The 26,223-nt window shown below is 40.6% G+C and carries 22 protein-coding genes; 19 read left to right on the forward strand and 3 right to left on the reverse strand.

Annotation, left to right across the window (positions count from 1 at the left end; all coding sequences use genetic code 11):
• The first annotated feature begins 34 nt into the window (after positions 1-34).
• The gene (gene dapA / locus P7J49_RS04460) at positions 35-970 is read left to right on the forward strand and encodes a 4-hydroxy-tetrahydrodipicolinate synthase (RefSeq protein ID WP_408569633.1); all 936 of its coding nucleotides are present in this window, start codon (positions 35-37) and stop codon (positions 968-970) included.
• 521 nt (positions 971-1,491) lie between these two features.
• Positions 1,492-1,704 (forward strand): hypothetical protein, encoded by a 213-nt coding sequence (locus tag P7J49_RS04465; protein ID WP_408569634.1) that lies wholly within the window; start codon positions 1,492-1,494, stop codon positions 1,702-1,704.
• A 28-nt stretch (positions 1,705-1,732) separates the two neighbouring features.
• On the opposite strand, the gene pepF is transcribed toward P7J49_RS04465, so the two are convergent.
• Positions 1,733-3,523 carry an oligoendopeptidase F gene (pepF, locus tag P7J49_RS04470; protein ID WP_408569636.1) on the reverse strand — a complete coding sequence of 597 codons (1,791 nt, stop codon included), beginning with the start codon at positions 3,521-3,523 and terminating at the stop codon, positions 1,733-1,735.
• A 167-nt stretch (positions 3,524-3,690) separates the two neighbouring features.
• Here pepF and P7J49_RS04475 point away from each other — a divergent pair, with 167 nt between their 5' ends.
• The 8 genes from P7J49_RS04475 (at position 3,691) to P7J49_RS04510 (ending at position 12,864) form a co-directional block, all read left to right on the forward strand.
• A complete protein-coding gene (locus P7J49_RS04475; protein ID WP_408569638.1) occupies positions 3,691-4,029 on the forward strand; it encodes an ATP cone domain-containing protein in 339 nt (112 codons plus the stop codon).
• Between the two features lie 452 nt (positions 4,030-4,481).
• Positions 4,482-5,849 carry a H2O-forming NADH oxidase gene (gene nox / locus P7J49_RS04480; protein WP_002943642.1) on the forward strand — a complete coding sequence of 456 codons (1,368 nt, stop codon included), beginning with the start codon at positions 4,482-4,484 and terminating at the stop codon, positions 5,847-5,849.
• A 606-nt stretch (positions 5,850-6,455) separates the two neighbouring features.
• Positions 6,456-8,735 carry a DNA helicase PcrA gene (gene pcrA / locus P7J49_RS04485; RefSeq protein WP_408569640.1) on the forward strand — a complete coding sequence of 760 codons (2,280 nt, stop codon included), beginning with the start codon at positions 6,456-6,458 and terminating at the stop codon, positions 8,733-8,735.
• Between the two features lie 2 nt (positions 8,736-8,737).
• Positions 8,738-9,124 carry a hypothetical protein gene (locus tag P7J49_RS04490; RefSeq protein ID WP_024380750.1) on the forward strand — a complete coding sequence of 129 codons (387 nt, stop codon included), beginning with the start codon at positions 8,738-8,740 and terminating at the stop codon, positions 9,122-9,124.
• 294 nt (positions 9,125-9,418) lie between these two features.
• Positions 9,419-10,102: a YjjG family noncanonical pyrimidine nucleotidase gene (locus tag P7J49_RS04495; RefSeq protein ID WP_408569642.1), complete on the forward strand. Its 684-nt coding sequence runs from the start codon at positions 9,419-9,421 to the stop codon at positions 10,100-10,102.
• 66 nt (positions 10,103-10,168) lie between these two features.
• Positions 10,169-10,933 (forward strand): CPBP family intramembrane glutamic endopeptidase, encoded by a 765-nt coding sequence (locus P7J49_RS04500; RefSeq protein ID WP_408569644.1) that lies wholly within the window; start codon positions 10,169-10,171, stop codon positions 10,931-10,933.
• Positions 10,934-11,576: 643 nt separating this feature from the next.
• The gene (gene ldcB / locus P7J49_RS04505; protein WP_408569646.1) at positions 11,577-12,332 is read left to right on the forward strand and encodes an LD-carboxypeptidase LdcB/DacB; all 756 of its coding nucleotides are present in this window, start codon (positions 11,577-11,579) and stop codon (positions 12,330-12,332) included.
• Between the two features lie 88 nt (positions 12,333-12,420).
• Positions 12,421-12,864, forward strand: a complete 444-nt coding sequence (locus P7J49_RS04510; protein ID WP_002935466.1) for a VOC family protein — start codon at positions 12,421-12,423, stop codon at positions 12,862-12,864.
• A gap of 22 nt (positions 12,865-12,886) precedes the next feature.
• Here the strand turns inward: P7J49_RS04510 and P7J49_RS04515 are convergent, their stop codons facing one another.
• Both P7J49_RS04515 and P7J49_RS04520 read right to left on the reverse strand, forming a co-directional pair.
• Positions 12,887-14,497, reverse strand: coding sequence for a permease (locus tag P7J49_RS04515; protein WP_408569648.1), 1,611 nt, complete (start codon positions 14,495-14,497; stop codon positions 12,887-12,889).
• Positions 14,494-15,237, reverse strand: a complete 744-nt coding sequence (locus P7J49_RS04520) for an ABC transporter ATP-binding protein (protein ID WP_408569650.1) — start codon at positions 15,235-15,237, stop codon at positions 14,494-14,496. Before P7J49_RS04520 ends, P7J49_RS04515 begins: the two co-directional genes overlap by 4 nt.
• A gap of 198 nt (positions 15,238-15,435) precedes the next feature.
• Between P7J49_RS04520 and uvrC the strand changes: the two genes are divergently transcribed.
• From uvrC to P7J49_RS04565, 9 genes are all read left to right on the forward strand, one after another.
• Positions 15,436-17,211, forward strand: coding sequence for an excinuclease ABC subunit UvrC (gene uvrC, locus P7J49_RS04525; RefSeq protein WP_408569651.1), 1,776 nt, complete (start codon positions 15,436-15,438; stop codon positions 17,209-17,211).
• Between the two features lie 102 nt (positions 17,212-17,313).
• Positions 17,314-17,697 carry a hypothetical protein gene (locus P7J49_RS04530; protein ID WP_408569653.1) on the forward strand — a complete coding sequence of 128 codons (384 nt, stop codon included), beginning with the start codon at positions 17,314-17,316 and terminating at the stop codon, positions 17,695-17,697.
• 171 nt (positions 17,698-17,868) lie between these two features.
• A complete protein-coding gene (locus P7J49_RS04535) occupies positions 17,869-17,997 on the forward strand; it encodes a DUF4044 domain-containing protein (RefSeq protein ID WP_002943675.1) in 129 nt (42 codons plus the stop codon).
• A gap of 203 nt (positions 17,998-18,200) precedes the next feature.
• On the forward strand, positions 18,201-19,514 hold the full coding sequence (obgE, locus tag P7J49_RS04540) for a GTPase ObgE (RefSeq protein WP_408569655.1): 1,314 nt from the start codon (positions 18,201-18,203) through the stop codon (positions 19,512-19,514).
• A 675-nt stretch (positions 19,515-20,189) separates the two neighbouring features.
• Complete coding sequence (locus P7J49_RS04545) at positions 20,190-20,354, forward strand: hypothetical protein (RefSeq protein WP_024409594.1); 165 nt, start codon at positions 20,190-20,192, stop codon at positions 20,352-20,354.
• 154 nt (positions 20,355-20,508) lie between these two features.
• The gene (locus P7J49_RS04550; RefSeq protein ID WP_398582603.1) at positions 20,509-21,417 is read left to right on the forward strand and encodes an Rpn family recombination-promoting nuclease/putative transposase; all 909 of its coding nucleotides are present in this window, start codon (positions 20,509-20,511) and stop codon (positions 21,415-21,417) included.
• Complete coding sequence (locus tag P7J49_RS04555) at positions 21,407-21,688, forward strand: hypothetical protein (RefSeq protein WP_398582602.1); 282 nt, start codon at positions 21,407-21,409, stop codon at positions 21,686-21,688. Before P7J49_RS04550 ends, P7J49_RS04555 begins: the two co-directional genes overlap by 11 nt.
• A complete protein-coding gene (locus P7J49_RS04560) occupies positions 21,678-21,911 on the forward strand; it encodes a hypothetical protein (protein ID WP_029186608.1) in 234 nt (77 codons plus the stop codon). Before P7J49_RS04555 ends, P7J49_RS04560 begins: the two co-directional genes overlap by 11 nt.
• 378 nt (positions 21,912-22,289) lie before the next feature.
• On the forward strand, positions 22,290-26,223 hold a 3,934-nt coding region (locus P7J49_RS04565; RefSeq protein WP_408569657.1), incomplete at its 3' end, for a MucBP domain-containing protein.

Below are 26,223 nucleotides of genomic sequence, written 5' to 3' on the forward strand. Positions count from 1 at the left end.
TGATTGTGGCATTCAGTTGTAGAAAGGTTGAGATATGTCTATTCAAGATTTACGTGATGTAAAAATTATTACGGCTATGATTACGCCCTTTAAAGAAGATGGTGCAATTAACTATGATGTGTTGCCAGAATTGGTTGAGCATTTGTTGGCCCACCATACGGAAGGAATTCTGTTGGCAGGAACAACTGCTGAAAGTCCAACCCTGACACACGCGGAAGAGTTAGAATTGTTTGCAGCAGTTCAAAAGATTGTCGATGGACGCGTGCCATTGATTGCAGGTATTGGTACAAACGATACCCGTGACTCTATTGAGTTTGCCAAAGAAGTAGCGGCATTCGGAGGCTTTGCGGCAGGTCTTGCCATTGTGCCATATTACAACAAACCCTCTCAAGAGGGAATGTATCAGCACTTCAAGGCTATTGCGGATGCTTCTGATTTACCAATCATTATCTACAATATTCCAGGTCGTGTTGTCGTTGAAATGACGCCTGAAACCATGTTGCGTTTGGCAGAGCATCCAAATATTATCGGTGTTAAAGAGTGTACAAGTCTTGCCAATATGGCCTACTTGATCGAAAATAAGCCAGAGGATTTCTTGATTTATACTGGTGAGGACGGCGATGCCTTCCATGCTATGAACCTTGGAGCAGATGGTGTGATCTCCGTTGCTTCACATACTAATGGTGATGAAATGTATGAGATGTTTACTGCTATTGAGCAGCAAGATATCCGAACAGCAGCTGCCATTCAACGCAAGTTTATACCAAAAGTTAATGCTCTATTCTCCTATCCTAGTCCTGCACCAGTCAAGGCAGTTCTCAATTACATGGGATTTGAAGTTGGACCACTCCGCTTACCATTGGTACCTTGTCCAGAAGAAGATGCAAAACGGATTATCAAAGTCGTAGTGGACGGCGACTATGAAGCAACCAAAGCAACCGTGACAGGAGTCGTACGACCGGATTATTAAAAATGTCTGGGGGACATTTTTAACCCGAGCCTAGAAACTGGAAAGCAAGGATAGTCTACGGATAGACTGTTTTAACGCGAGCCAAGAAACAAGAGAGCGAGCAATATCTGGGGGAGTGAAACAGTTCGAGGAACTGTTTCAGCTGGTCATCTAGAGAGTTGAATTTGAAGAGGAAATACTTATTACATGTCTAGAGTATCTTCATTATTTTTATTCTTTTAGATTTATTTAAGCTAGCTATTTTATAATAAAAACATCTTTTTCATATAATCTCCTGAAAGCACTCGAATGAATTCGGGTGTTTTCTTTGTTTATAGTACTTTGAATAAATGACTAATTAGTTATAAAATTAAGCTATCATATTTAGAGAGGTTATCTTATGAACATTATAGGTATTCATCACATCTCTAGTTGGTAGGAAATATTCATCACGCCTATCATTTTTATCATCATATACTCGACTTAAAATTTACTTCGAAAACAGTCGATGTTACTTTTCAGCCTTAGATTATGCTTTTCCTATGGAAAATAGCAGAGCAGAGATTTTATTTACACTGGGGCAGAATGACCAACTCGTCGACCAAGTCGCTCTTGAAAATCTTGTAGTAGACTGGCAAGCGACAGCCTTTCCTAACGCTAACCTAGTTCGTTTTGACAAGGGACATTTTTTAAGTCAGGATGAATTGACCTATATCAAAAATTGGTATCAAGAAAGAATAGACAAAAAGACCTGAACAAATAAGTTCAAGTCTTTTATGTGTCTTAGATTAGTGTTTCCAATTTATCCACCAATGAACCAACGTAGGCGATGGTTTCTTTGAGTGGTTGGTCAGTTGAAACGTCAACACCTGCGTGTTTAGCAAGGTCTTGGGCAGAAAGACTTGCACCGAGTGACAAGGTTTCCAACCATTTTTCAACAACTTCTTCAGGATGTTCTTCCAATTGCTTCGCCATAGCCGTACCGATGGTCAAACCAGCTGAGTAGGTATATGGATACAAACCAATGTAGTAGTGTGGTTGACGCATCCAGATAAGACCTGCATCGTCACCGATTTCAAAGTCTTCACCCCAGAATTCCTTGATGACATCCAACTTGATTTGGCAGAGAATATCACCGTTGAGGTATTCTTCATTGTCCAAACGAGTGTAGACTTCACGTTGGAAGGCTGCTTCAAGCAAGTGAGTGACCATGTTGTGGAAGTAAGTACGGCTGATCAACTCGCTAATCAAGTAAGCCTGGAAGCCAGGATCTTGGTTGTTTTTCAAAAGGGTGTTACATGTCAAGACTTCATTAGCAGTAGAAGGCGCCTCGATGAAGTAGAGGGATGGATCGTAGCTGAGGACGCTTTGTTTCTTAGCCAATTGGAAATGACCAGCATGTCCCAATTCGTGAGCCAATACCAAGACCTCGTTCATCAAGCCTGTCCATGAAAGTAGGATGTAAGATGGCCCATCATAAAGAGTAGCACAGAAGCCACCCGTAGCTTTACCTTCGTTTTGAGCAAAGTCAATCCAACGTTCATCAAATGATTGTTCAATCATTTTCACGTAGTCCTCACCAAGAATACCCAAGCAGTCAATCAAGAATTGTTTGGATTCTTCAGGTGTGATGCGTTGGTTGTATTCCGATGGCAAGCTGATTTTCAAGTCAGCATGAGTGATTTTATCCAAACCATGAGCCTTGGCAACCAATTTCACATAACGGCGCATGTGAGGAGCCAATTCTTTCATAATGACATCAATCTGACGGTCGAAGAGATCACGAGAGACATTTTGACTATGCAAGAGGAAGTCAATGGTATTTTCAAATCCACGCAAGCGAGCTTCGATTTGCTCATTCTTGATATGAGATAAATAAGTCGCTGCAGTAGTATTCTTGTATTTTTTCAAGGTTGAATAGAAACCAACAGCTGAATTACGACGGATTTCGGTATCATGGCTGAGCTCATAATCATTTTCAAAGAGCACATAGCTATTGCCGAGCGTTTCGCCATTTGCCTCGAAGTTTTCAAATGTCATATCTTCAAACTTGGTCACACCGTAATTATTATAGGGCTGACCAAATGTTGGTGCAAAATTTGATAAAAGTTCTTCTTGAAGTGGGTGCAGTTGATGAGGCTTGTCACGGAGAATACCATCAAAGAAAGCAGCCCATTGTGGTTGTTCTTCTTTTAATTCAAATAGAAAGGCTTCATCTAATTGCCCAAGTTCTGAATAGAGGAAATCTCGTTGAGGACGTGCCTTGGCAGAAACGAGGTCGTATTCGTTGGCCAGGCTCGCCAATTCAGTATTCATCTTATCGACTTCCAAAGGAAGGAAGGCATAGTGGGAAAGTCTGCTATCAAGAATAACGATTTTTTCGTATTCTGTTAAGGCGGAAACGATGGTATCCTTATCAGTTAGCTTCCCTTTGTAATTCGATTCGAAAGCTGTCACTTGCTTAGCGTAGGCTGCTAAATTTTCTTTGTAGTTGTCAGGGGTCGGAAATAAAATGTCCGTATCCCAAGTTAATTGCACATCAATTTCTTGACGTTTAGGCATTGCGTTTGTCATGATTTTCTCCTTATTTCATTCTAATAGGTCCATTATATCATACTAAAGGGCTTTCAGTGAAAATAAGCCAAGGCAAAATTTATGAAAAAGAAATACTTGACAAAATGCATAAAAACCTAGATAATGTAAGTATGAAAGGGTTTACTGAAAACCAGAAAGGAGCTTTTATGCAAGTCATTAAACGTAGTGGAGAAATTGTTGAATTTGACCCAGATAAAATCTACCAAGCCATCATTAAAGCTGCACAGACAGTCTATGTCATTGATGAAACTTGGCGGAAAAATCTTGCTCAGGTCACAAAGAAAGTAGTGCTTGACTTGGAAGAAGCTCATACAGAGCGACCAACGATTAGCATGGTTCAGTCGCAAGTTGAACACCGTCTTTTAGATGCAGGGTATATTTCTATTGCTGAGCATTACATTTCCTATCGCTTGCAACGTGATTTGGAACGTAACGGCTATGGCGATAAGATTATTGTACATCTGAGTTTTGAACAAGTGCGTTAAGAGAAGAGGCTGGGCAAAAAGCCCAGGACCACTACTCAGAGTTCGTGTCAACATCTCAGCGCAGTGGTTGATTGGCAGATTTGTTCGTGTTTTGCACTCCAAATCTGGCCATTACGACTGTTGCGAACAAAGTTCGCTCTATTTCCAATCTCCAAAGGTTCCCTGAACCTTTGGAGCTATGCGGGGGTGGGAGTGAAACAGTCTGGGGATAGACTGTTTCAGCTCAACAACTTGAAATAAAGACTTGTTGACGAACTCTTTTTATCTTGGTCGAGTTCTTTCCCACTCCCTTTTTGCTTTTGTATATCTTTACATTGTTTAAAGAAAATAGCATTTCAAAAACTTTTTGAAAAAAATGTGATATTCTGAGCAAAAGTTTTGTAATCGGTATCATTTTTAGTGTATAATAGACTTTGTAAAAAAATATATTTTCGAAAGTGAGATTTCACATTATGGCTAAAATCGTTGTTGTCGGTGCTAACCATGCTGGTACGGCCGCAATCAAAACTATGTTGACAAATTATGGTCAAGAAAACGAAATCGTTGTATTTGACCAAAACTCAAATATTTCATTCTTGGGATGTGGTATGGCTTTGTGGATTGGTGAGCAAATTGGTGGTCCTGAAGGACTTTTCTACTCAAACAAAGAAGAGTTGGAAAGCTTGGGAGCAACAGTTTACATGGAGTCACCTGTTACAAATATCGACTATGATGCAAAAACAGTTACTGCACTTGTAAATGGTCAAGAACATGTTGAATCATTTGAAAAACTTCTTTTCGCAACTGGTTCACAACCTATCTTGCCACCAATCAAAGGAGCTGAAATCAAAGAAGGTTCTCTTGAATTTGAAGCAACTCTTGAAAACTTGCAATTCGTAAAATTGTACCAAAACTCAGCTGATGTTATTGAAAAATTGAAAAACAAAGACATCAACCGCGTAGCAGTTGTTGGTGCTGGTTACATCGGTGTTGAACTTGCAGAAGCATTCCAACGTAAAGGTAAAGAAGTTATCCTTATCGACGTTGTAGATACATGTTTGGCTGGTTACTATGACCGCGACTTGTCAGACCTTATGGCTAAAAACTTGGAAGAGCATGGTATTCAACTTGCCTTTGGCGAAACTGTTAAAGAAGTTGCTGGTAATGGTAAAGTTGAGAAAATCATCACTGACAAGAACGAATACGATGTTGACATGGTTATCTTGGCTGTTGGTTTCCGTCCAAACACTGCATTTGCAGGTGAAGGAATCGAGCGCTTCCGTAATGGTGCCTTCCTTGTAAACAAACGTCAAGAAACTTCAATCCCAGGCGTTTACGCTATCGGTGACTGTGCAACTATTTATGACAACGCTACTGGCGACACAAGCTACATCGCTTTGGCTTCAAATGCAGTACGTACTGGTATCGTAGCAGCTCACAACATCTGTGGCACTGACCTTGAAGGTATCGGTGTACAAGGTTCTAACGGTATCTCTATCTATGGTCTTAACCTTGTATCAACAGGTTTGACACTTGAAAAAGCTACTCGTCTTGGTTTGAACGCTGCGGTTACTGAAGTAACTGACAACCAAAAACCAGAATTCATGGAGCATGGTAACTTCCCTGTTACTATCAAGATTGTTTACGATAAAGATTCACGTCGTATCCTTGGTGCGCAAATGGCTGCTCGTGAAGACATCTCATTGGGTATCCACCTCTTCTCATTGGCAATCCAAGAAGGTGTAACAATCGAAAAATTGGCATTGACAGACTTGTTCTTCTTGCCACACTTCAACAAACCATACAACTACATCACAGTAGCTGCCTTGGGTGCTGAATAATCAATTGAATACAAAAGCTCAGAGATAACTCTGGGCTTTTTTGCTTGTCATCTATCACATTGCAACTGCTTATCGAGTGATTTTTTGGTATAATGGAGAGAATGATTATAACGAACCTGTATTCACAGTGTAGTACTTCTATCTAAGGCTAGTTTTTCAGCTACTCATCGTTAGTTTTTTCAAAATATAGTCTTTTAGTTTACTTTTAGTACTCGCTCCAACTATCTGGTAGATAGTTGGAGGTTGGAAATAAAGCGAACAAAGTTCGCATCAACAGCCGCAGGCATAACTCAATGCTTTCTTGTTTCTAGGTGACCAGCTGATGTACTTCGCTTTTTTGTTATCAGGCTCAGGTACGAATAGTCCACCGGACTATTCGTATCCCCCAGACTGTTTCAATCAGGCAAGGCGAGTTCAAACACTCCAGTGGAGTGTTTGAAGTTGGAAATAGGGAAACGAAGTTTTCTCGTACGTCGAAGTAATAAAAGAAAAACTAAATGACGATACAGTTGGTATTCCTTCAAAAAACTGCCTTGATTAGCGAAAAACTATCTCTTATTTAAAAGCACTCCACTTGTAATACATGTTCTAAGAAAGTATGAGAAGATGAACCCATTATTAAACGGAATGAATGACAGACAGGCAGAAGCGGTGCAGACGACGGAAGGCCCGCTTTTGATTATGGCAGGGGCTGGATCAGGTAAGACACGAGTCTTAACTCACCGCATCGCCTACTTGATTGATGAGAAAATGGTCAATCCTTGGAATATTTTAGCTATTACTTTTACAAACAAGGCTGCGCGTGAAATGAAAGAGCGGGCCTATGCTCTCAATCCTGCAACGCAAGATTGTTTGATAGCTACCTTCCACTCCATGTGTGTGCGGATTTTGCGTCGGGATGCTGACCATATCGGCTACAATCGCAATTTTACCATTGTCGATCCAGGTGAACAGCGTAGCCTTATGAAACGGATTTTGAAAAATCTTAATTTAGATCCGAAAAAGTGGAGTGAGCGTTCTATTCTAGGAACCATTTCCAATGCCAAAAATGACTTGATTGATGACAAGGCATTTGAAGCCCAGGCAGGCGACCTATACACGCAGATTGTTGCTAAATGCTACACGGCTTATCAAAAGGAACTAAGACAGTCAGAAGCCGTTGACTTTGATGATTTGATCATGTTGACGCTCCGCCTTTTTGACCAAAATCCAGAGGTTCTGACCTATTACCAGCAGAAATTCCAGTACATCCATGTCGATGAGTATCAGGATACCAACCATGCCCAGTACCAGTTGGTCAAGCTCTTGGCATCACGTTTCAAGAATATCTGTGTGGTTGGGGATGCAGACCAGTCTATCTACGGCTGGCGTGGAGCGGATATGCAAAATATCCTGGACTTTGAAAAGGACTATCCAGAGAGCAAGGTTGTGCTTTTGGAGGAAAACTATCGTTCGACCAAGAACGTCTTGCAGGCTGCCAATGAGGTCATCGAAAACAACCGCAATCGACGTCCTAAGAAACTTTGGACTCAGAATGCCCAAGGGGATTTAATAACCTACTATCGTGCACGGGATGAGAATGATGAAGCGATTTTTGTCGCAGGGCAGATTGACCAGTTGCACCGAGAAGGCAAGGCTTATAAGGACTTTGCTGTACTCTATCGGACCAATGCCCAATCCCGTACCATTGAAGAAGCCCTGCTCAAATCTAATATCCCTTATACCATGGTTGGAGGCACCAAGTTCTACAGCCGTAAGGAAATTCGAGATGTGATATCTTATTTGAATATCATTGCAAATCCATCGGATAATATCTCCTATGAACGCATTGTCAATGAGCCAAAACGTGGCGTTGGACCTGGTACGGTTGACAAACTCCGTGATTTTGCGACCAGCCACAGCATGTCCTTGCTAGAAGCTTCTCAGGATATTATGTTGTCGCCGATTAAAGGCAAGGCAGCGCAGGCAGTCTTTGACCTAGCCAATCTCCTCTATAATCTTCGTAATCAATTAGACAACTTGACCGTGACCCAAGTAGTCGAGGCAGTATTGAACCAAACAGGCTACATCGATGCCCTTGCAGCACAAAATACGCTGGAAGCAAATGCCCGCATTGAAAACATCCAGGAATTCCTGTCTGTTACCAAAAACTTTGATGAAAAGGATACTGAGGAAGAAGAGACAGGTCTGGATCGCTTGACACGTTTCCTACTTGATTTGGCACTGATTGCTGACACAGATGATGGCGATACAGAATCTTCAGAAGTGACTCTTATGACACTCCACGCAGCCAAAGGTCTGGAATTTCCAGTTGTCTTCTTGATTGGTATGGAGGAAAATGTCTTCCCACTTAGTCGTGCAGCAGAAGAAGAGGACGAATTGGAAGAAGAACGTCGTTTGGCTTACGTAGGCATCACCCGTGCTGAGCAGACTCTTTACCTGACCAATGCCAATTCTCGACTCCTTTTCGGTCGCACCAACTATAACCAACCAAGCCGCTTTATCCGAGAAATTTCCAGTGACTTGCTTGATTATCAAGGCCTCGCTCGTCCAGCTAATACTAGCTTTAAGGCTTCTTATGTCAATGGCAGAGCGACACAGTTTGGACAAGGTATGAGTTTGCAACAAGCCATGCAAAGCCGAAAAGCAACCGTACAACCATCTGCCAAGCTCGGAGGCAGTATGCCTTTCGCATCAAGTAACAAATCGTCTGGCTCAGGCACCAACTGGTCAGTTGGTGACATCGCTATCCATAAGAAATGGGGACGCGGGACAGTCCTTGAAGTATCAGGTTCAGGCAGCAACCAAGAACTCAAAATCAATTTCCCAGAAATGGGACTCAAAAAAGTCTTGGCAAGCTTAGCACCGATAAGTAAGGAAGAGTAGGGATGAATCTTCAGGTACAATTTTTTCAAAATGATGTTATAAAAGCCATCAAGGGAGGGGTATACCAAATCTCACTTCAGAAAGTTGATGGTGAACGGTGTGTCTTGTATATCGGTGAGTCATTTTCTATGTTGATAAGATGTGCACAACATTTATATCAGTTGAGAAAATACCCAGAGTATTTAGGGATGACCACTGAAACCCTTCGTGATCAAAACCTTATCTTAATGTTTGAAATTCTAGAGCTTGAAGAAGCGATGGGAATCAGAAGAAAAAAAGAAAAGGAGTACATTAAGAAGTATAGGCCCTTGTTACAGAGTGGACTTAGTGATCGTATGTTACCCATTTCTAGAAAAAAAGAAGCGGTGGCTAATTTTCTGGAAATATAGATAGTGATTAAAATACAATGCATTAAATGTGTTGTATTTTTTTATTCATACTCTTCGAAAATCAAGAGTATAGTGGTTTGAATTAGGAAAAGGACGGTTTTAGGTTATAGTGTTAATAACCCACTCCTAAAATAACTTTAGATTTCTCAAATTGACAAACTTAGATGTGTCCTGTTTCTAATTCACTCGACTATATCCTAGGAAACGAAGCTATTTTTTTAGAAACTGTGGTATACTTTAGATATACTGCCTGACATCGTTTCAGTAGTTTCTGCTTAGAAAGGACTTATCATCTTGCAATACAAACACTTACTCTTTGATCTTGACCATACTCTTCTTGACTTTAATCGTGGAGAAGAAGTAGCCTTAACCCAGTTTTTGACAGCTATGGAGGTTGAAGATATTCAAGCTTTTAAAGATGTCTATCGCCCTCTAAATCAAGGCATGTGGAAGGACTTAGAAAAAGGTCTTATTACTAAAAAAGAGTTGATTGATACGCGATTTTCTAGAACCTTTGCCCACTTTGGTCGGCAAGTTGATGGAAGGGAGATGGCCTTGCGCTACCAAGAATTTATTGGGCGGCAGGGACAAATTTTTACAGGTGCAGATAAGCTTTTGCAGGAATTGACACACCGAGGCTACCAGATTTATGCAGCGACCAACGGCGTGACCTATATACAGGAAAATCGCTTGCTTCACTCACCGATTCAATCGTATTTTAAAGAAGTATTTATTTCTGAGCAGATGGGGACGCAAAAGCCTGCGGTTGATTTTTATGAAAAAATAGCAGAGCAGATTGCAGGTTTTCAGTTTGACCAAGCCTTAATGATTGGAGACAGTTTGACAGCAGATATTCAAGGCGGCAATAATGCTGGCATGGATACTGTTTGGTACAATCCGACTCATATGATAAATAATAGTAAGGCAGTTCCAACCTATACAATTAGTAGCTATCAAGAATTATTGGACTTACTATAGAATGTTTTAAAATTCTATAAGATTTTTCGTGTATTTGTAATAAAAAATACACTATAAGGAGAAAAAGTGAAAAGCTTACTGAGACGTATTCGTCCAACCAAGCCCCTAAAAGAACTCACTTGGATAGATTTGATTATTATCACAACGATTTTATGTGGTAATGCTATCTATACCTCAACCATGCAATGGATAGCATCACTTTCCGCAACAGAAACCGTTGAAACAGGAGTTCTGTCGTTTAGTCCAGCCGATAATTGGTGGGCTCTAGCCAATCAAGGAAAATTATTCCTGTTTGCCCTGGTGTATTTATTGATTCGGAATTATGATTTCAAGCAGCTAAAAGTAAAATTAGGGTGGACAGTTTTGCTCTGGGGACCACTGATTTTCATCGGTGCTGGTCTGATTAGTGATTTGGCATTTACAGCTTTTTCATATATTCCAGGTCTGTCTGGTGGATATAATTACCTTGGATACTTACCTTATTATGACTGGAATATCATGACAGTGCTCAACCGTTTTCTAGCCGTTGACTACAGCACAGTTATCTATTCCTTGTTTAATGGCTTCTATGAAGAGTTCTTTTTCTTAGGCTTATTGTTGAGTACAGATAATAAAAAGCGTTCGCTGGTCTTACTCTTTTCAACAATTGTCCGTATATCTTTCCATACCTATCAAGGAATGGTATCTGCTCTTGTTATTGGGGTAGCCTTTGGTCTTTTCTATTACTACATGTACACAAGGAAAAATGATAATTTATTGCCATATTTCTTAGGGCATGCTCTTGCAGATATGGTTGGTACAAGTTTCTTCTCATTGTTTATTGCAGGGTAAACAATGAGAAGAAAGGACATCAAGCTAATCGGATAAAATTTCTTTCTCCCTACAGCTGACAAACGGATGATGATACATCGTTTCTATCAACTCGGTATCATCACCCGTTTTATTGTGCTGATATATTTAATCTGTTCAGTCAAATTTCGATTGCTTTATCATAAAACCGAATCGAGCAGACGATTTGTATCATCCTCAGTATTCTTGTATTTTTAGGAGTGCTAAATAATAAACCGGATGTGAAGGTAGAAGACATCATAAAAAACGGTATGTCATCTAAAAATCAACAATAATGTTTGTTTAGAAACTACTGATGAGGTATCTAGTTGTACTTACAGTTCAGTATCTCTAGCTAAGACGGATTTTTCAAAATATAGTCAGTATCTCCTAAAAAACTATTTTGTATATAAATTACTTTGCTTGTGAATACGACTATTTAACATCATATATGTCCACCAGTCGAAAGGCTGGTGTTTCTATTTATGACATGTATGTTATCGTGGATACCAATATTTTAAAGGAAAAGAATCGAGAGAAATTCAATGAACACTAAAAATATCAATAGTAGTTAAAATCATAAGCCGTTATTAGACGGGGTCTTATGATTGTGCTACAATAGACATAATTATAAGAGAACGGGGTGATGATAATGAAACGTACTATTCTATTATGCTTGCCGACAATACTGTTACTAGCAGCATGTCATCAAAATACAAATCAGGCCAATACTGCAAAAAATTCGTCAACAGTTGTTTCGACTACTTCAAGTCAGTCTGCTTCAATAACTTCGGAGCAGTCAACAAGCAGCTCTACATCGGCGGAAACGAATCAAGAAGTAACAAGTACAGAGACTCAGGTAAATTTTAACGGTTCCTATTATAGTGTACAAGGAAAATATGGCGAAGTGATTATCGCAAATAAAAAGCATCCGCTTGCAGCTGATTATGCACCGGGCGAAAATCCTGAAGCCTTAGTAGCTTTTCAACGATTAATAGCAGATATGCAGGCGCTAGGATTTGGTGTCTCCAATAACTATAGTGGATTTCGTTCCTATGAAACTCAGGCAAGTCTCTACCAGTCTTATGTAAATCAGGAAGGACAAGCAGCGGCAGATAGGTATTCTGCAAGAGCTGGATATAGTGAACATCAGACAGGATTAGCCTTTGATTTATTGGATACAAGTGGTAATTTATTAGAAGAGCCCAATGCTTCTCAGTGGTTGGCTACGAATGCACATCTATATGGCTTTATTGTCCGCTATCTTCCAGGAAAAGAGTCTAGCACAGGCTATATGGCAGAATCCTGGCATGTACGATATATTGGTCAAGAAGCGACAGATATTTACAATTCAGGCTTGACCTTGGAAGAATATTTTGGTGTACCAGGTGGAGATTATTAATTTTACATTTAGTCAGAAATAAGTCGAAAAATTTGTCCGTATAACTAACTCGTGATATAATAAACCATCATAATTTTGGAGGTCCATCATGCTTAAAGCAATGGAAGTATACTTGGTTACTAATGGTAATGGTTTAGAAGCCATCGAGTTTTATAAAAATGCTCTTGGGGCAACAGTTGAGCAAGTAAATCTATTTAAAGATTTCTTACCAGACTGCCCTGCTGAACTAGAAAATTACGTGATGAATGCACAGTTTCGTTTGAATGGTCAACGGTTTATGTTATCAGACAACAACCCAGAAATGCCTTATACAGTAGGTGACAATATTACAGTTGCGCTTATCACGGACGATGCTGAGACAGCGCAGGAACTATACAGCAAGTTATCCGTAGATGCAACTGCTATCAATATGGAACTTCAAGCAGTTCCTTGGTCTCCTGCCTATGGTAATGTAACAGACAAGTTTGGTATTTCTTGGCAAATCAATGCTGAAGTAGAAGGATACGGTCAGGAATATTACGCAGAAAACTAAAATAGATTGGACAACGTCCAATCTATTTTAGTTTTTGCCAATAAGCTTTGTAGATATAAAGTTGAAGAGCAGCAGATAGAACAAATAGTAAGGTCATCAAGGCTGAGCTTACATAAGTTGCACCAATAGTGCCAGCTAATATGATGCTGACAACTAGAACGATGGCTCCGAGAAACATTGTTCCTATGATCGATCCAGCGATTAACCATTGCCCCGCTCCGCGACCAAATAACTGGTTACTATTTTGCCAGTTGAGCATGAGGAGTTGTTGGTCACGCCAGTAATAAATCTGACCAGTTAGCAGGGCTGAAATGATGATGCCGACTGTAAAGAAGAATGCTAGAATGAGTTTGACTTTCATGAAACCTAGAGCCAAAGCAAAGTAAAGTAGAGTTGGTAGTGCGAATTGCACGGCAGCCAATACCCAGAATTTTTGGATGATAAATTTTTTGAAACTTATAGGAAGTGTTCGAATGAAATGATAATTTTCCTTCTCCAATGACATGGCCACTCCGATGAAGGTTGTAGAACCAGCAAATAGACTGCCAAGCAAGAATCCAGCTAATAGAGCAATACCAAAGAAATCCCATCCAACTGAACTTAGACCACCATTCTCTGTGAAACGGCTAAAACTTGGAAAAAGCGCCACTCCCATGATGATTGGTTGTATCATGGTTTGGACCATGAGGTTGCTATCTTTAAGAGTAGATAGGTGGTGTTTCACTAAAGCCTGATTGAGATTGCTAGGAATCTTGCCAGACTTAGCATTATTGATCCGTTTTGTCGAAGCATTTTCAATCGCCAAAACTTGATTAAAGTAGTTGGGAATGACAGTTTTAAACGCAAACACAATAAGTCCAAACATCAAAATTAGAGGAAGTCCAAAATGAAGGAGTGTCTCTAGTGATATAGTGTGACTGACCAAGTAATGGAATCCAGCAAATATGGGTATGATAGGAAAATCAACAAAGCCACCAGATTCGAGTGAAACGGTCTGCTGAGATTGCAGGAACATGAGCGCAGCAAAAGCCAGCAAGGAAGAACCTGTCATCAGGATTGTAGAAATCAATGTTTTACGAGGGCTTTTTGTCAGAACTTCCCCAACAAAGTGCATGATAATCAGATTGACTAAATTAACTAAAATCCAGAGAATCAAAAAGGAAGGAATGGAAGCTAAGGCGAGGAACGGACCGCCAATTTGCCAGTAAGTGATCAGAAGTAAAGACAGACACGGCATGAGGAAGGGTAGGACCATCCCTTGTGCAGAGAGGATTTTAGCGAGGAAGACTTCTTGTGGCTTCAGGGGAAGTGCTAAATACAACTTTGTATCCTTACTATCGTAGAAAACGGAGAAGAAACCTGTAAAACCGTAGACAATGGCAATAATGGTAAAGAGCGCTAGTTGCAGAGAAAAGAAACCGATAGACTGACTATAATCTACTCCCATGAAAAAGACAGAATAGAGAAGTCCGAAACTCAAAACCATAAATACTTGTTGCAAGAGGACACTTTTATAGGCTGAAAAGGAGGCGTCTTTGCGCTTACTTTGTTTTTTCTTGACGGAAGCTAGAAGTTGAGGATTGGAATAAAGAATATTAATCTTTACTAGTTCCCAAATGATGGATTTACTCATACTTCCTCACCTGCTTTCACTTGTTGGCGTCCCGCTAATTCCAAATAGATGGTCTCCAAATCTTTATCTGGATACTGTGATTTGAGTTCATCAAGACTTCCTACGAAAATGAGTTGCCCTTTTCGGAGAATAGCAATGCGGTCACAGAGTTGTTCAGCCACTGAAAGGACGTGTGTAGAAAATAGAACGGTGTGACCAGATTGAGCATGTTCTTTCATCATTTGTTTTAGGTCGAAAGAAGCCTGAGGATCCAGTCCAGTTAGGGGTTCATCCAAAATCCAAATATCAGGGTTAGGGATCAATGCACCAATAATAATGGTTTTCTGACGCATACCGTGTGAAAAACTGTCAATAGGCTCATGTTGGCGCGCTGTCATATCAAATAGACTAGAGAGTTTAGCGATACGGTCATCAACTGTATCTTTTTCTACACCATAGACCTTGCCCATAAAGTGCCAGTATTCAAATGCTGTTAAGTGTAGGAAGATGTCTGGCGAATCTGGAACATAGGCTATCCGTTTTTTGACTTCATCGCGGTTCTCCTCTAGGTTTAAACCATCAACAGAGATAGCTCCATAACTGGCTTCGATTATCGAAGTCAATAGACTGATTGTCGTTGTTTTTCCTGCCCCGTTATGTCCAATTAGGCCGAAAATCTCGCCGCTTTCAATTGTCAAATTTAGGTTATCAAGCGCGATTGTTTCGCCGTATGCTTTTGTGATATGGTCAAATTGTATCATAGTAACCTCCTTGTTATTCGTGAACTAAAAGTAGGAGCTTGCTAGGTATTCCAAGCATTATTCCAATGTTCTTCGAATAATATATACAATTAATTACATCTATTATACTGCTGAATTAGTACAAAAGCAATAGTTTTTTAGAAAATGTTTGGAATTTCACAAGTTAATGATTGCAGAAAAATCTGCTATAATAGACCTATGAACGATTTGATTAAGCATAAATTGGAGTTGCTGCCGGATAGTCCGGGTTGCTATCTCCATAAAAACAAGTACGGAAAGATTATCTATGTGGGCAAGGCCAAAAACCTGCGCAATCGGGTGCGGTCTTATTTTCGTGGTGCCCATGATACCAAGACGGAGGCCTTGGTATCTGAAATTGCCGATTTTGAATTTATCGTGACGGATTCCAATATCGAGGCCCTCTTGCTGGAAATCAATCTGATTCAGGAAAACAAGCCTCGCTATAACATTATGCTCAAGGATGACAAGTCCTATCCCTTTATCAAGATTACCAAGGAACGTCACCCACGGCTGATGATTACACGGCAGATAAAAAAGGATGGTGGTCAGTATTTTGGTCCCTATCCAGATGTGGGTGCGGCTAATCAGACCCTCAAATTACTGGAACGCTTGTACCCTTTCCGCAAGTGCAAAATGCCTGAGAACAAGTATTGTCTTTACTATCATTTGGGGCAATGTTTGGCCCATGGGGAAAAACTACCTAGCCTGTCTGACTATGACAAGATGAGTAAGGAAGTGGCCCAGTTCTTGACAGGTCATGATGATAAGATTGTCAAGGAAGTGCAGGAAAAGATGAAGACGGCTGCTGGCAATCTGGAGTTTGAAAAAGCAGCGGAATACCGGGATGTCCTACAATCCATTTCCACCCTGCGGACCAAGCAACGTGTGATGGCTCATGACTTGCAAAATCGAGATGTCTTTGGCTACTATGTGGACAAGGGCTGGATGTGTGTGCAGGTTTTCTTTGTTCGGCAGGGGAAATTGATTGAGCGGAATGTCAATCTTTTTCCATACTATAATGATGCGGACGAAGATTTTTTGACCTACATCGGTCAGTTTTACAGGGACCAGCAACATTTGATTCCCTCAGAGGTCTTGATACCGCAGGATATTGACCAAGAAGCCGTAGAAGCTCTGGTAGCTACCAAGGTGCTTAAGCCCCAGCGTGGCGAGAAGAAGCAGCTTATCAATCTCGCGACCAAGAATGCGCGTGTTAGTCTGGAGCAGAAGTTTAATCTCTTGGAGAAAAATCTGGAGAAGACCTACGGTGCGGTGGAGAATATCGGTCAGCTTTTGGGGATTCCGACGCCTGTGCGGATTGAGGCTTTTGATAACTCCAACATCATGGGGACTAGTCCTGTGTCGGCTATGGTGGTCTTTGAAAATGGGGTGCCTAATAAAAAGGAATACCGCAAGTACAAGATTAAGACGGTGGAGGGACCAGATGACTATGCTTCCATGCGAGAAGTTTTGCAGCGACGGTACAGTCGGGTGCTGCGGGATGGTTTGACACCGCCTGATTTGATTATCATTGACGGTGGTCAGGGTCAAGTCAATGTCGCCAAGCAGGTTATCGAGCAGGAGTTGGGTATGTCCATTCCCATTGCAGGTTTGCAGAAGAATGACAAGCACCAGACCCACGAATTGCTCTTTGGCAATCCGCTAGAAGTGGTGGAATTGCCCCGTAATTCACAGGAATTTTTCCTCTTACATCGGATTCAAGATGAAGTGCACCGCTTTGCTATCGAGTTTCATCGTCAGGTTCGGTCAAAAAATTCCTTCTCATCCAAATTGGACGGCATAGAAGGCCTAGGACCAAAACGCAAGCAGGCTCTGATGAAACATTTCAAGTCTATTGGCAATATCCAGTCAGCAAGTTTGAAGGAAATCGCAGAAGCTGGCGTGCCGTACAAGGTGGCGGAGAAGGTCAAGGAAAGTTTGAAGCAGAAGTAAATGGAAAAAAATACAATAAAATAGTTTACATTCTTTTTTGTATGTGTTAATATATTTGAGTGAATATTTATATTTGTAAAAACAATAAAGAGGTTGATGATTATGAACAAATATCTTACTCATCTGATTGGTTGTTTGCTCCTATTGTCTATGTTATTTCCATTTGCATATACTATGGACAGTGAAAATTATTCTGTATTCCTTGTATCAGGTTGGCGGTATTTCAGCCAAAACTTGTTTTCCTTGTCCTCTATTCTAATCTTTTTAGCATTCTTTTTCATCAATTATCAAGGTCATAAAAATATCCAACTGATTATTTTTGTCATGACTTTTATGGTTACATTGTATATTTATTGCTTACCCATTCTGGCTCTAGGAGAAGAATTCTGGAGTCGTATAATCGAATTGCCTGTTGCTTATTACATTTGTGGTTTACTTATGCTGGTTGGAGTTGGATTAAAAGTAAAATGTTTGGTATCTGTTTAATTGCCTAAAATTTCTGAAAAGCACGAGGACTGTCTTTCTAGTCAGAAGCTGGAAAGCAGTCCTTTTAAGATAATCTGGTAAATCTTGTCTTCTGGTAGGTAGAGATGAGATTTGAAAGCTCTACTAATTTATGGTAAAATGAATTATCAATGACTGATTAAGGAGAAAGCAATGGCGTTCGGCGAAGAAAAACACAAGAAAACAACATTTGAAAAAGTAACTTTAGTAATTGTTGTCGTGATGGTTGTCGTGACATTAGCTGGCTTGATTTTACCAGCCATTAATGCATTGATGAATTAAGAATCTGTATTCACTATTCAGCACTTCTATACTAAGGCTAGTTTTTAAGCACTCATCATTAGTTTTTTAGAAAATACAGTCAGTATTTTGAAAAAACTACCTTGATTGGCTAAAAACGATTTCTTATATATGAGCACTTCGCTTGTGAATACAGGTCTAAAACGCTTTTAAGCGTTTTTTTCTAGGAAAGAATAGGGTAAATTATGAGTATGTTTTTAGATACTGCCAAGATTAAGGTCAAGGCAGGGAAAGGTGGCGACGGGATGGTCGCCTTCCGCCGTGAAAAGTATGTACCTAATGGCGGTCCTTGGGGCGGTGATGGTGGCCGTGGCGGAGACGTTGTTTTTGTTGTAGATGAAGGCTTGCGTACTCTCATGGACTTCCGTTACAACCGTCGTTTTAAAGCTGACGATGGTGAAAAAGGGATGACCAAGGGAATGCATGGTCGTGGTGCGGAAGACCTGATTGTTCGAGTACCACAGGGGACAACTGTTCGTGATGCGGATACTGGCAAGGTCATCACCGACTTGGTTGAAAATGGACAAGAGTTCATTATTGCTCATGGTGGCCGTGGTGGTCGTGGAAATATCCGCTTTGCGACACCCAAAAATCCTGCACCAGAGATTTCGGAAAATGGGGAACCAGGTGAGGAACGCAATCTGGAGTTGGAATTGAAAGTCCTAGCTGACGTAGGTTTGGTCGGTTTTCCTTCCGTTGGAAAATCAACCCTGCTCAGCGTGATTACAGCTGCTAAACCTAAAATTGGTGCCTACCATTTTACAACCATTGTGCCAAATTTGGGAATGGTTCGGACCAAATCTGGCGAGTCATTTGCTGTGGCAGATCTACCAGGTTTGATTGAGGGTGCTAGTCAAGGTGTTGGATTGGGAACGCAATTCCTTCGTCACATCGAGCGGACACGTGTTATCTTGCATGTTTTGGACATGTCAGCAAGTGAAGGTCGTGATCCTTATGAAGATTACGTAGCCATCAACAATGAATTGGAAACCTACAATCTTCGCCTCATGGAGCGTCCTCAGATTATCGTTGCCAACAAAATGGATATGCCAGAAGCGGCAGAAAATCTGGAAGAATTTAAGAAAAAATTGGCAGCCAACTATGATGAATTTGACGAACTGCCACAGATTTTCCCAATCTCAGGGATTGCTCACCAAGGTTTGGAAAATCTTTTGGATGCCACAGCTGAGTTGCTAGAGAAAACGCCTGAATTCTTGCTCTACGAGGAATCAGATTTCCAAGAAGAGGAGGCTTACTATGGCTTTAACCCAGATGAGCCAGAATTTGACATCAGCCGTGCAGATGATGCAAGCTGGGTTCTATCTGGTGACAAACTAGAAAAACTCTTCACCATGACTAACTTTGATCGTGACGAATCTGTCATGAAATTTGCTCGCCAGTTGCGTGGTATGGGTGTCGATGAAGCCCTCCGTGCCCGCGGAGCCAAAGACGGCGATACAGTTCGCATCGGCAAGTTCGAATTCGAGTTTGTGGATTAACGTTGGAATCACATCTAAGTCCTAAAGGACTTGATGTGATACGGTAGCCGTTATGGCGGACTACCTACCAACCTTACTAATTCCGCACAGGCAGTGGTATCGACTGCCTGTACTCCATGTCGTAACTTGTCCAGTGGAGTTTTTCAGCTGGTCACCTAGAAATAAGAAAGTGACCATTGAATCCCGAGCCCGAAAATTCGAAAGCGAGGTAAGCAGTTTGACTGGGAGTGGGAAAGAACTCGACTAGTTAAAAAAGAATTCGTCTTCCCACCCCCGCACAGTTGATTAGATCAGATTTGGAGTGTAAAACACGAACAAATCTGCCAATCAACCACTGCGCTGAGATGTTGACACGAACTCTGAAGAGTGGTGCTAGGCTTTTTGCCCAGCCTCTAGTCAAACTACGCCAAGTCCTAGGGGACCTTGGCTAGCTACCTTACTAACTTCACCCAAATGGTAGTATCGACCATTTGCGTTCCGTGTCGTAACTTTGGAATCACATCTAAGTCCTAAAGGACTTGATGTAGTACGGTAGCCGCTATGGTGGACTATTCCGTACAGGCAGTAGTTTCGACTGCTTGAGCTTCATGTCGCAACCTGCCGAGATTTTTGGAACTGTTTCATCTGTCTTCTTGAGCTTGGGCTAAAACAATTATTAAAAATTTGGAGGTTTATATGGGTGATAAACCAATATCCTTCAAGGATAAGGATGGAAATTTTGTCTCAGCAGCCGATGTATGGAATGCTGAGAAATTAGAAGAACTCTTCAATACACTCAATCCCAATCGGAAATTGCGATTAGAGAGGGAGCGTTTAGCAAGAGAGAAGGAAAATGAGTAAACTTGACCTGTTAGTTTTCAAATAACTAGCAGGTTTTTGGTATTGAATTTTAAAAATGTTAGTTAATGTGCTATAATATATTTAGGTAACGTGCTCTGTTTTTCGAATATATAATACGAGGTTATATCTCAATCAATAGAATATGGAGAAAAATATGAGCAAAAAAAGACATCGCATCAATCCAATGATGGACATTGCAGCTAAAAAAGTTTTTAGCGATCCAGAGGTGACCATTGATTTCATTGAAACCTTTCTCGGTTTCAGACCTAAAATGGTCAAAATTATGAACGGAACTCTTGCTGATTTAAAGAAAGAACAAGATGGCTATTTTACTACGACCGTTGATGTTCTTGCCTCATTGGAAGATGATACCCAAGTAGTGATTGAAATCCAAGTCGCCTACCAAAGAGGCTTTTTGAAAAGATTGTGGACCTATATTTGCCAACACCTGGTCGCAAACCTGCCCAATGTTCGACAAAAAGTTGCCAAAACCCATAAGATGTACGATAAAATCCAACCTGTCTATGGTATCGCCGTAGTTGCAACCAACTACTTTAAAGATGAAAGACCAGTCCATTCATTTATTATTACGGATTCAGAAACAGGTCAGGTCTTGGAGTTTCCATTTGGTAAACAAGAACAAGCGAGAAAGCCCTTCGAGATGGTCATTGTAGAACTGAAGAAACTGCCATTGGGAGAAATGGATAGGAAACAACAGCTTTGGATGGAATTCTTCTCTAACAAAGAATTTAGCTTCAAACAAACCAGTGCAATCCAAAAGGCAGAGTATCTTTTGGATGTGAATAATTGGACACAGGAGGAAAGAACAATGATTGATACATGGAACCGAAATGCCGCTAGTTATTACGAAACTATGCAGGAACGTTATGAGAAAGGTATAGAGAAAGGTGCAGAGCAAAAAACGCAAGAAGTTTTGACTTCTCTTTTTCAAGTTGGCATGTCTGATGAGAATATTTCCCTAGTTCTGAAAATCCCTATTGAGCAAGTGAGGGTGTTGCGGAAGGATACAGTCACAGAAGAAGGTCATGAACATGGCATATAATCTTGAAATACTCCACATGCACCGCGCCGCTAGTTATTACGAAACCATGCAGGAACGCTTTGAAGAAGGCTATGAGGAGGGTGTTGAGGATGGTTATGAGAAAGGAATTGAGAAAGGTGCAGAACAAAAAACGCAAGAAGTTTTGATTTCTCTTTTTCAAGTTGGCATGTCTGATGAGAATATTTCCCTAGTTCTGAAAATGCCTATTGAACAAGTGAGGGTGTTGCGGAAAGATATTGTCACAGAAGAAGGTCATGAACATGGCAACTAAGCTGTTTTTTTCTGATGGCATGAAATCTCGCTTCGTTATTTCAACAGATCTCCTAGTAGAACAGAGTGGGAGTGGGAAAGTCATCCATGATGGCTCCGCCCACTCCCACGGAATAATAGATATCGAAGCTAATGGAGCCAACACAAAGGTGGATAAGAGAATGATAGAAGGAGAACTCTGTGCTACACAGGGTTTTTATTTTAAATTTCTTTTCCTGATTTAATTGCATACTATCAAGATTTACCTAGGATGTAAACAAGCGAGAAAGTTCATTTCGTCAGGCTACGGGGGCTGTCGTAAAGGCTATCTTTTCTAATTATCTCAAATTTGTCATCACCAACTTGTCCCATATTAAGTTCTACCTCATTTCTTTGTCTCAGTCTAATTTCCAGTTTTTGGGTTAGGCTAGAACTTAATTTGGGAATTTACTTGACGTAAAAAATGATTGATTTTACTTGAAAAACGGGGGGGGGGGGTAGGTTATAATGTTTATTGAAGCTAAAAATAGTTAACTAATAGTAAAATGATGGAGATGTAATCTGAAAGCATTTTTAGTTACTAAACTTATTTTTAGCAATGCATAGAATACAGGAGGATAATAATGCATCATTCTAGAAGAAAGTCTTTTGACTGGTACGGATTGAAACAGCACTTCTCAATTCGTAAATACCACTTTGGTGCTGCTAGTGTCTTACTTGGGATGTCGATTGCACTTGGTGCTGGGACACAGGTTGTTCAAGCAGCAGAGACAGTTACAACCCCAGAGTCTACGTCCGTAGCTCCATCCACAAGTGCTACAGAATCAAAGATATCAGAAACTTCAACAAAAGCAGCGACTTCATCAAGTTCTGAACGTACAGTTGAAATCGGCTATATTGTTAAGTACGCTACTGAAGATGGAATACTTGGGAACCCTTCAGTAGAAACAGTTTCAGTTACTACCACAGAAACAATTGCAAAAGCAACGGTATCTGTCACAGCAGTAGTACCAGAAGGGTATGAATTAGCATCAGGTCAGTCAGCTACAGTTTCTCAAGAAGTGACAGAGAATGGAGAAAATATTGTAACTGTAAAAGTTGTCAAAAAAGTAGAAGCTACAGAAACTGTTAGCTCACCAACTACAACATCAACAACTGTAGCAACTGCTAGTTCAACAACTAGAGCAGCTACATCAACTACACCTACGACATCAACTACACCTACGACATCAACAACCGTAGAAGAAGCAAAAAAAGTTCTTGAGCAAGTAACTTCAGAAGCGGAAGTATTGGCAAATGAAACTAATCGTTTGGTTGCTGCAGATAGCACAAATGAAGCGTTGAAAACAGCAGCTACCGCAACTAAATTGGTTGCCACAAAAGCGACTGTAACTTTCCAAAATGCGTTTGCAACACTTGAAGAAGTAAACGCACAAATCACAGCTGTTCGTACAAGTGTAGAGGCACTTGTTTTGGAATTGCGTAAGTTTTTAGGTACGGATGTTATTGAGATTGCTTTGACTACTGTCACTGATATGGATGACTCAACTAACAGACCAGGATACTGGACTGAGAATGAAGAAGTGCTTAATAAGGCTGCAGCAACTGCAACAGCCACAACTAAGCCTCAAAAACAAAATATCCCAGCAGGATATGAAGTTGACCCAACTGATGGACGAATCACTTTCTTGATTTACAGTTTGTCAGCTGATGATATTGATGCCACAGTTACACCTGGTACGAAGGATGGTTCATATAATAACCGTTATGGTACAGATTACTATATTACCCTCTCTATGGATCGGGTTCAATCAACTGGTAATATCTATGCTCGTTTGGTAAGTAAACAAAAAGGCTTTATAGAAGAGATTGAAATCCCTGAAAATACTGCTCGTCATCAATTCCAAACAATTGCAAATGGACCGAAAGATCTAGGAACTTTTACTTACCGAATGTCATTAACTACGATGCCATTTACGGATTCAACAGGTCAACAAACAAGCGTTAGATATGTGAATATCAACTCTGGCGTGGGAGCCAACGGTAAGGGTTCGGTTGCCTATTCACTTCTAACAAATGATAACACATCTTATAACAGTTATACTGGTATAGCACCGGGATATCTGCCAACTCAGGTTACTAGCTATTTTGTCAAAGAAACTGAACGTCGTGCACAAGAACTTCTTGCAAGTTACGCTCACGTAGGCATGGTTTCAGGGGATTCCTTTACAATTTCTGATGCAGCAGAGTTTGCAAACTATGAATTGATTGAGGCACCAGTAATTAAAGATACACCAATTTCAACGAACTACTCAGTTGGTACTCCGCTTATCCAATACTTCCCTGCTTCTAAGACTGCAAGGGTTATCTATATCACAAAAGAAGATGGTACTTCACGTTTCCTAAACTTTGTTTTAAACCCTGATCATCCTGATTTTCTTGAGAACTTTAAAAACTACCATACCATGTCACCGGTAGATTTTGTTACGAATGGTGGAGCAGAAGCCTTAGATTTTACAAATCGTATCGCGATTGTCAATAAATACCTAGCTGAAATTGAAGCGGTTAATGCAGATACTAGCTTAGCAAGTGATGTACAAGCTAGTCGTTTGGCGGCAATCCGTGCAAATTATGCTTCCGAAATCAACACAGATGATAACAAGTTCTTGCTTACATTTGTATCTACAGAAGCAGAACCACTTACTGCCAATGACGGACCAGATGCAGTTACTGGCTTAACAACTTGGAATCACACCGTAAAAAATTACTATACAGCCATTGCAGGTAGTAATGTTGCTACAACAATCGCACTTAAGATTAGTTCGTATTTATCAGACCCAATGGTTGACTGGTCACCAACTGCTCCAACTCCACAAGGTGTAAAACTTCTTAGTAAGACGGAGGTAGGCAGCGATGGCAAACCAGTACGTGTAAAGATTACCGTTAATCAAGATGGTGCTGAAAAAGAAGTGGATGCAGATCTACATACAAACATCATCGCTATGTACAACATGTTGACTCTTAGTGAGAACAATCAGCATTACTATTACGCAGAAAAAGGTGGCGTTAAGGTCTATTATGTTGACACAGAAGGTAATGTTTTACAAGATTCTAAGTCAATCTATGATCATGCTAACACCAACACAGCATATGATACCAAGTCTGTAAAAGATGCGACAATCACAACAGCAGATGGTACGGTTTACTACTACAAAGAAATCGATACAACAGGTCTTAACCCAGCTTCAAGCAACACAGACACTGAAAAACGTAAGATTGAAAAAATTACCGAAGAAGTTGGTACAGTTGCGCAAGATACGCTTAAAGAGTTGACTTATGTCTACGAAAAAGCAGGCAGCGTCAATGTTAACTACGTTGATGTGGATGGTAATAAACTATCTGGTACAGACGGTACTGGCAAGGTAGTTACTGAAAAAGTTGCTGATCTTGTCAATGCCAAAGCGGGTACAGGATATGACACAATCGTTGATAACAGACCAGCTAAGATTGTCACTGCTGATGGTAAGACATATGAATTGGCTCCGGCTGCTGAATATACTGTCGGTACTGTTGAAGCGGATCATCATTTGTCAGTAAGCAATGTGACTGAGGTAACAGGTGTCCACGAAGCAACTGGCTCAGTCGCCTCTGGTATTACCAAAGAAATTACCTTTGTCTATAAGGAAGTAACTGGTAAGGTTATTGTTCATTATGTTGACCAAGACGGTAACCCAATCTCAGGTACAACAGACGAAGGTAAGAAAACCGCAAGCACTGTAACTGATACACCAGAAAGCTCAACAGGTACACCATACGACACAAAAGATTTGAAACCAAAAACTATCACAACAGATGATGGTAAGATTTACAAACTTGTTCCAGCTGCGACACAAGGTGAAGAAGATGGTAAGGTTGTTGTTGGTACAACAGAAATCACATATGTTTACGAGTTAGTACAAGGTGATGTTATTGTTCACTATGTGGACACAGAAGGTAACACCATTGCAGATGATGTGACAGACCAAACGATCACAGATACAGGTACAGACTACGATACTAGAGATAACAAACCAGAGAAAATCACAAATGACCAAACAGGTGAGGTTTACTACATCTTGCCAAAAGATGAAGTTAAAGCAGGTGATAAAGAAACTGGTAAGGTTGTCGAAGGTACGACTGAAGTAACTTACATCTACGAAAAAGCAGGTAGCGTTAACGTTAACTATGTCGATACAGAAGGTAACCCACTTAAAGCTCCAGTTGCAGATGTGACTGATGGTAAACCAGGTTCTGACTACGACACTGTTCTTGATAACAAATTGGCTAGCATCTCAGTAGATGGCAAACTTTACCGCCTAGTTCCAGCAGGTGATTACAAAGTTGGTACTGTTTCAAATGATAACAACTTGACAGTAGTTGGTAACGGTAAAGCAACAGGTATCGATGCTACGACTGGTACAGTAGAAGCTGGTAAAACAAAAGAAATCACTTATGTGTATAAGAAAGTTGCGAACTGGATTCCAGAAATTCCAGGTGTTCCAGAAAACGAACGCCCAG

This window comes from Streptococcus suis, from assembly GCF_046032515.1.
In the GTDB taxonomy this organism is placed as follows: Bacteria; Bacillota; Bacilli; order Lactobacillales; family Streptococcaceae; genus Streptococcus; species Streptococcus suis_AL.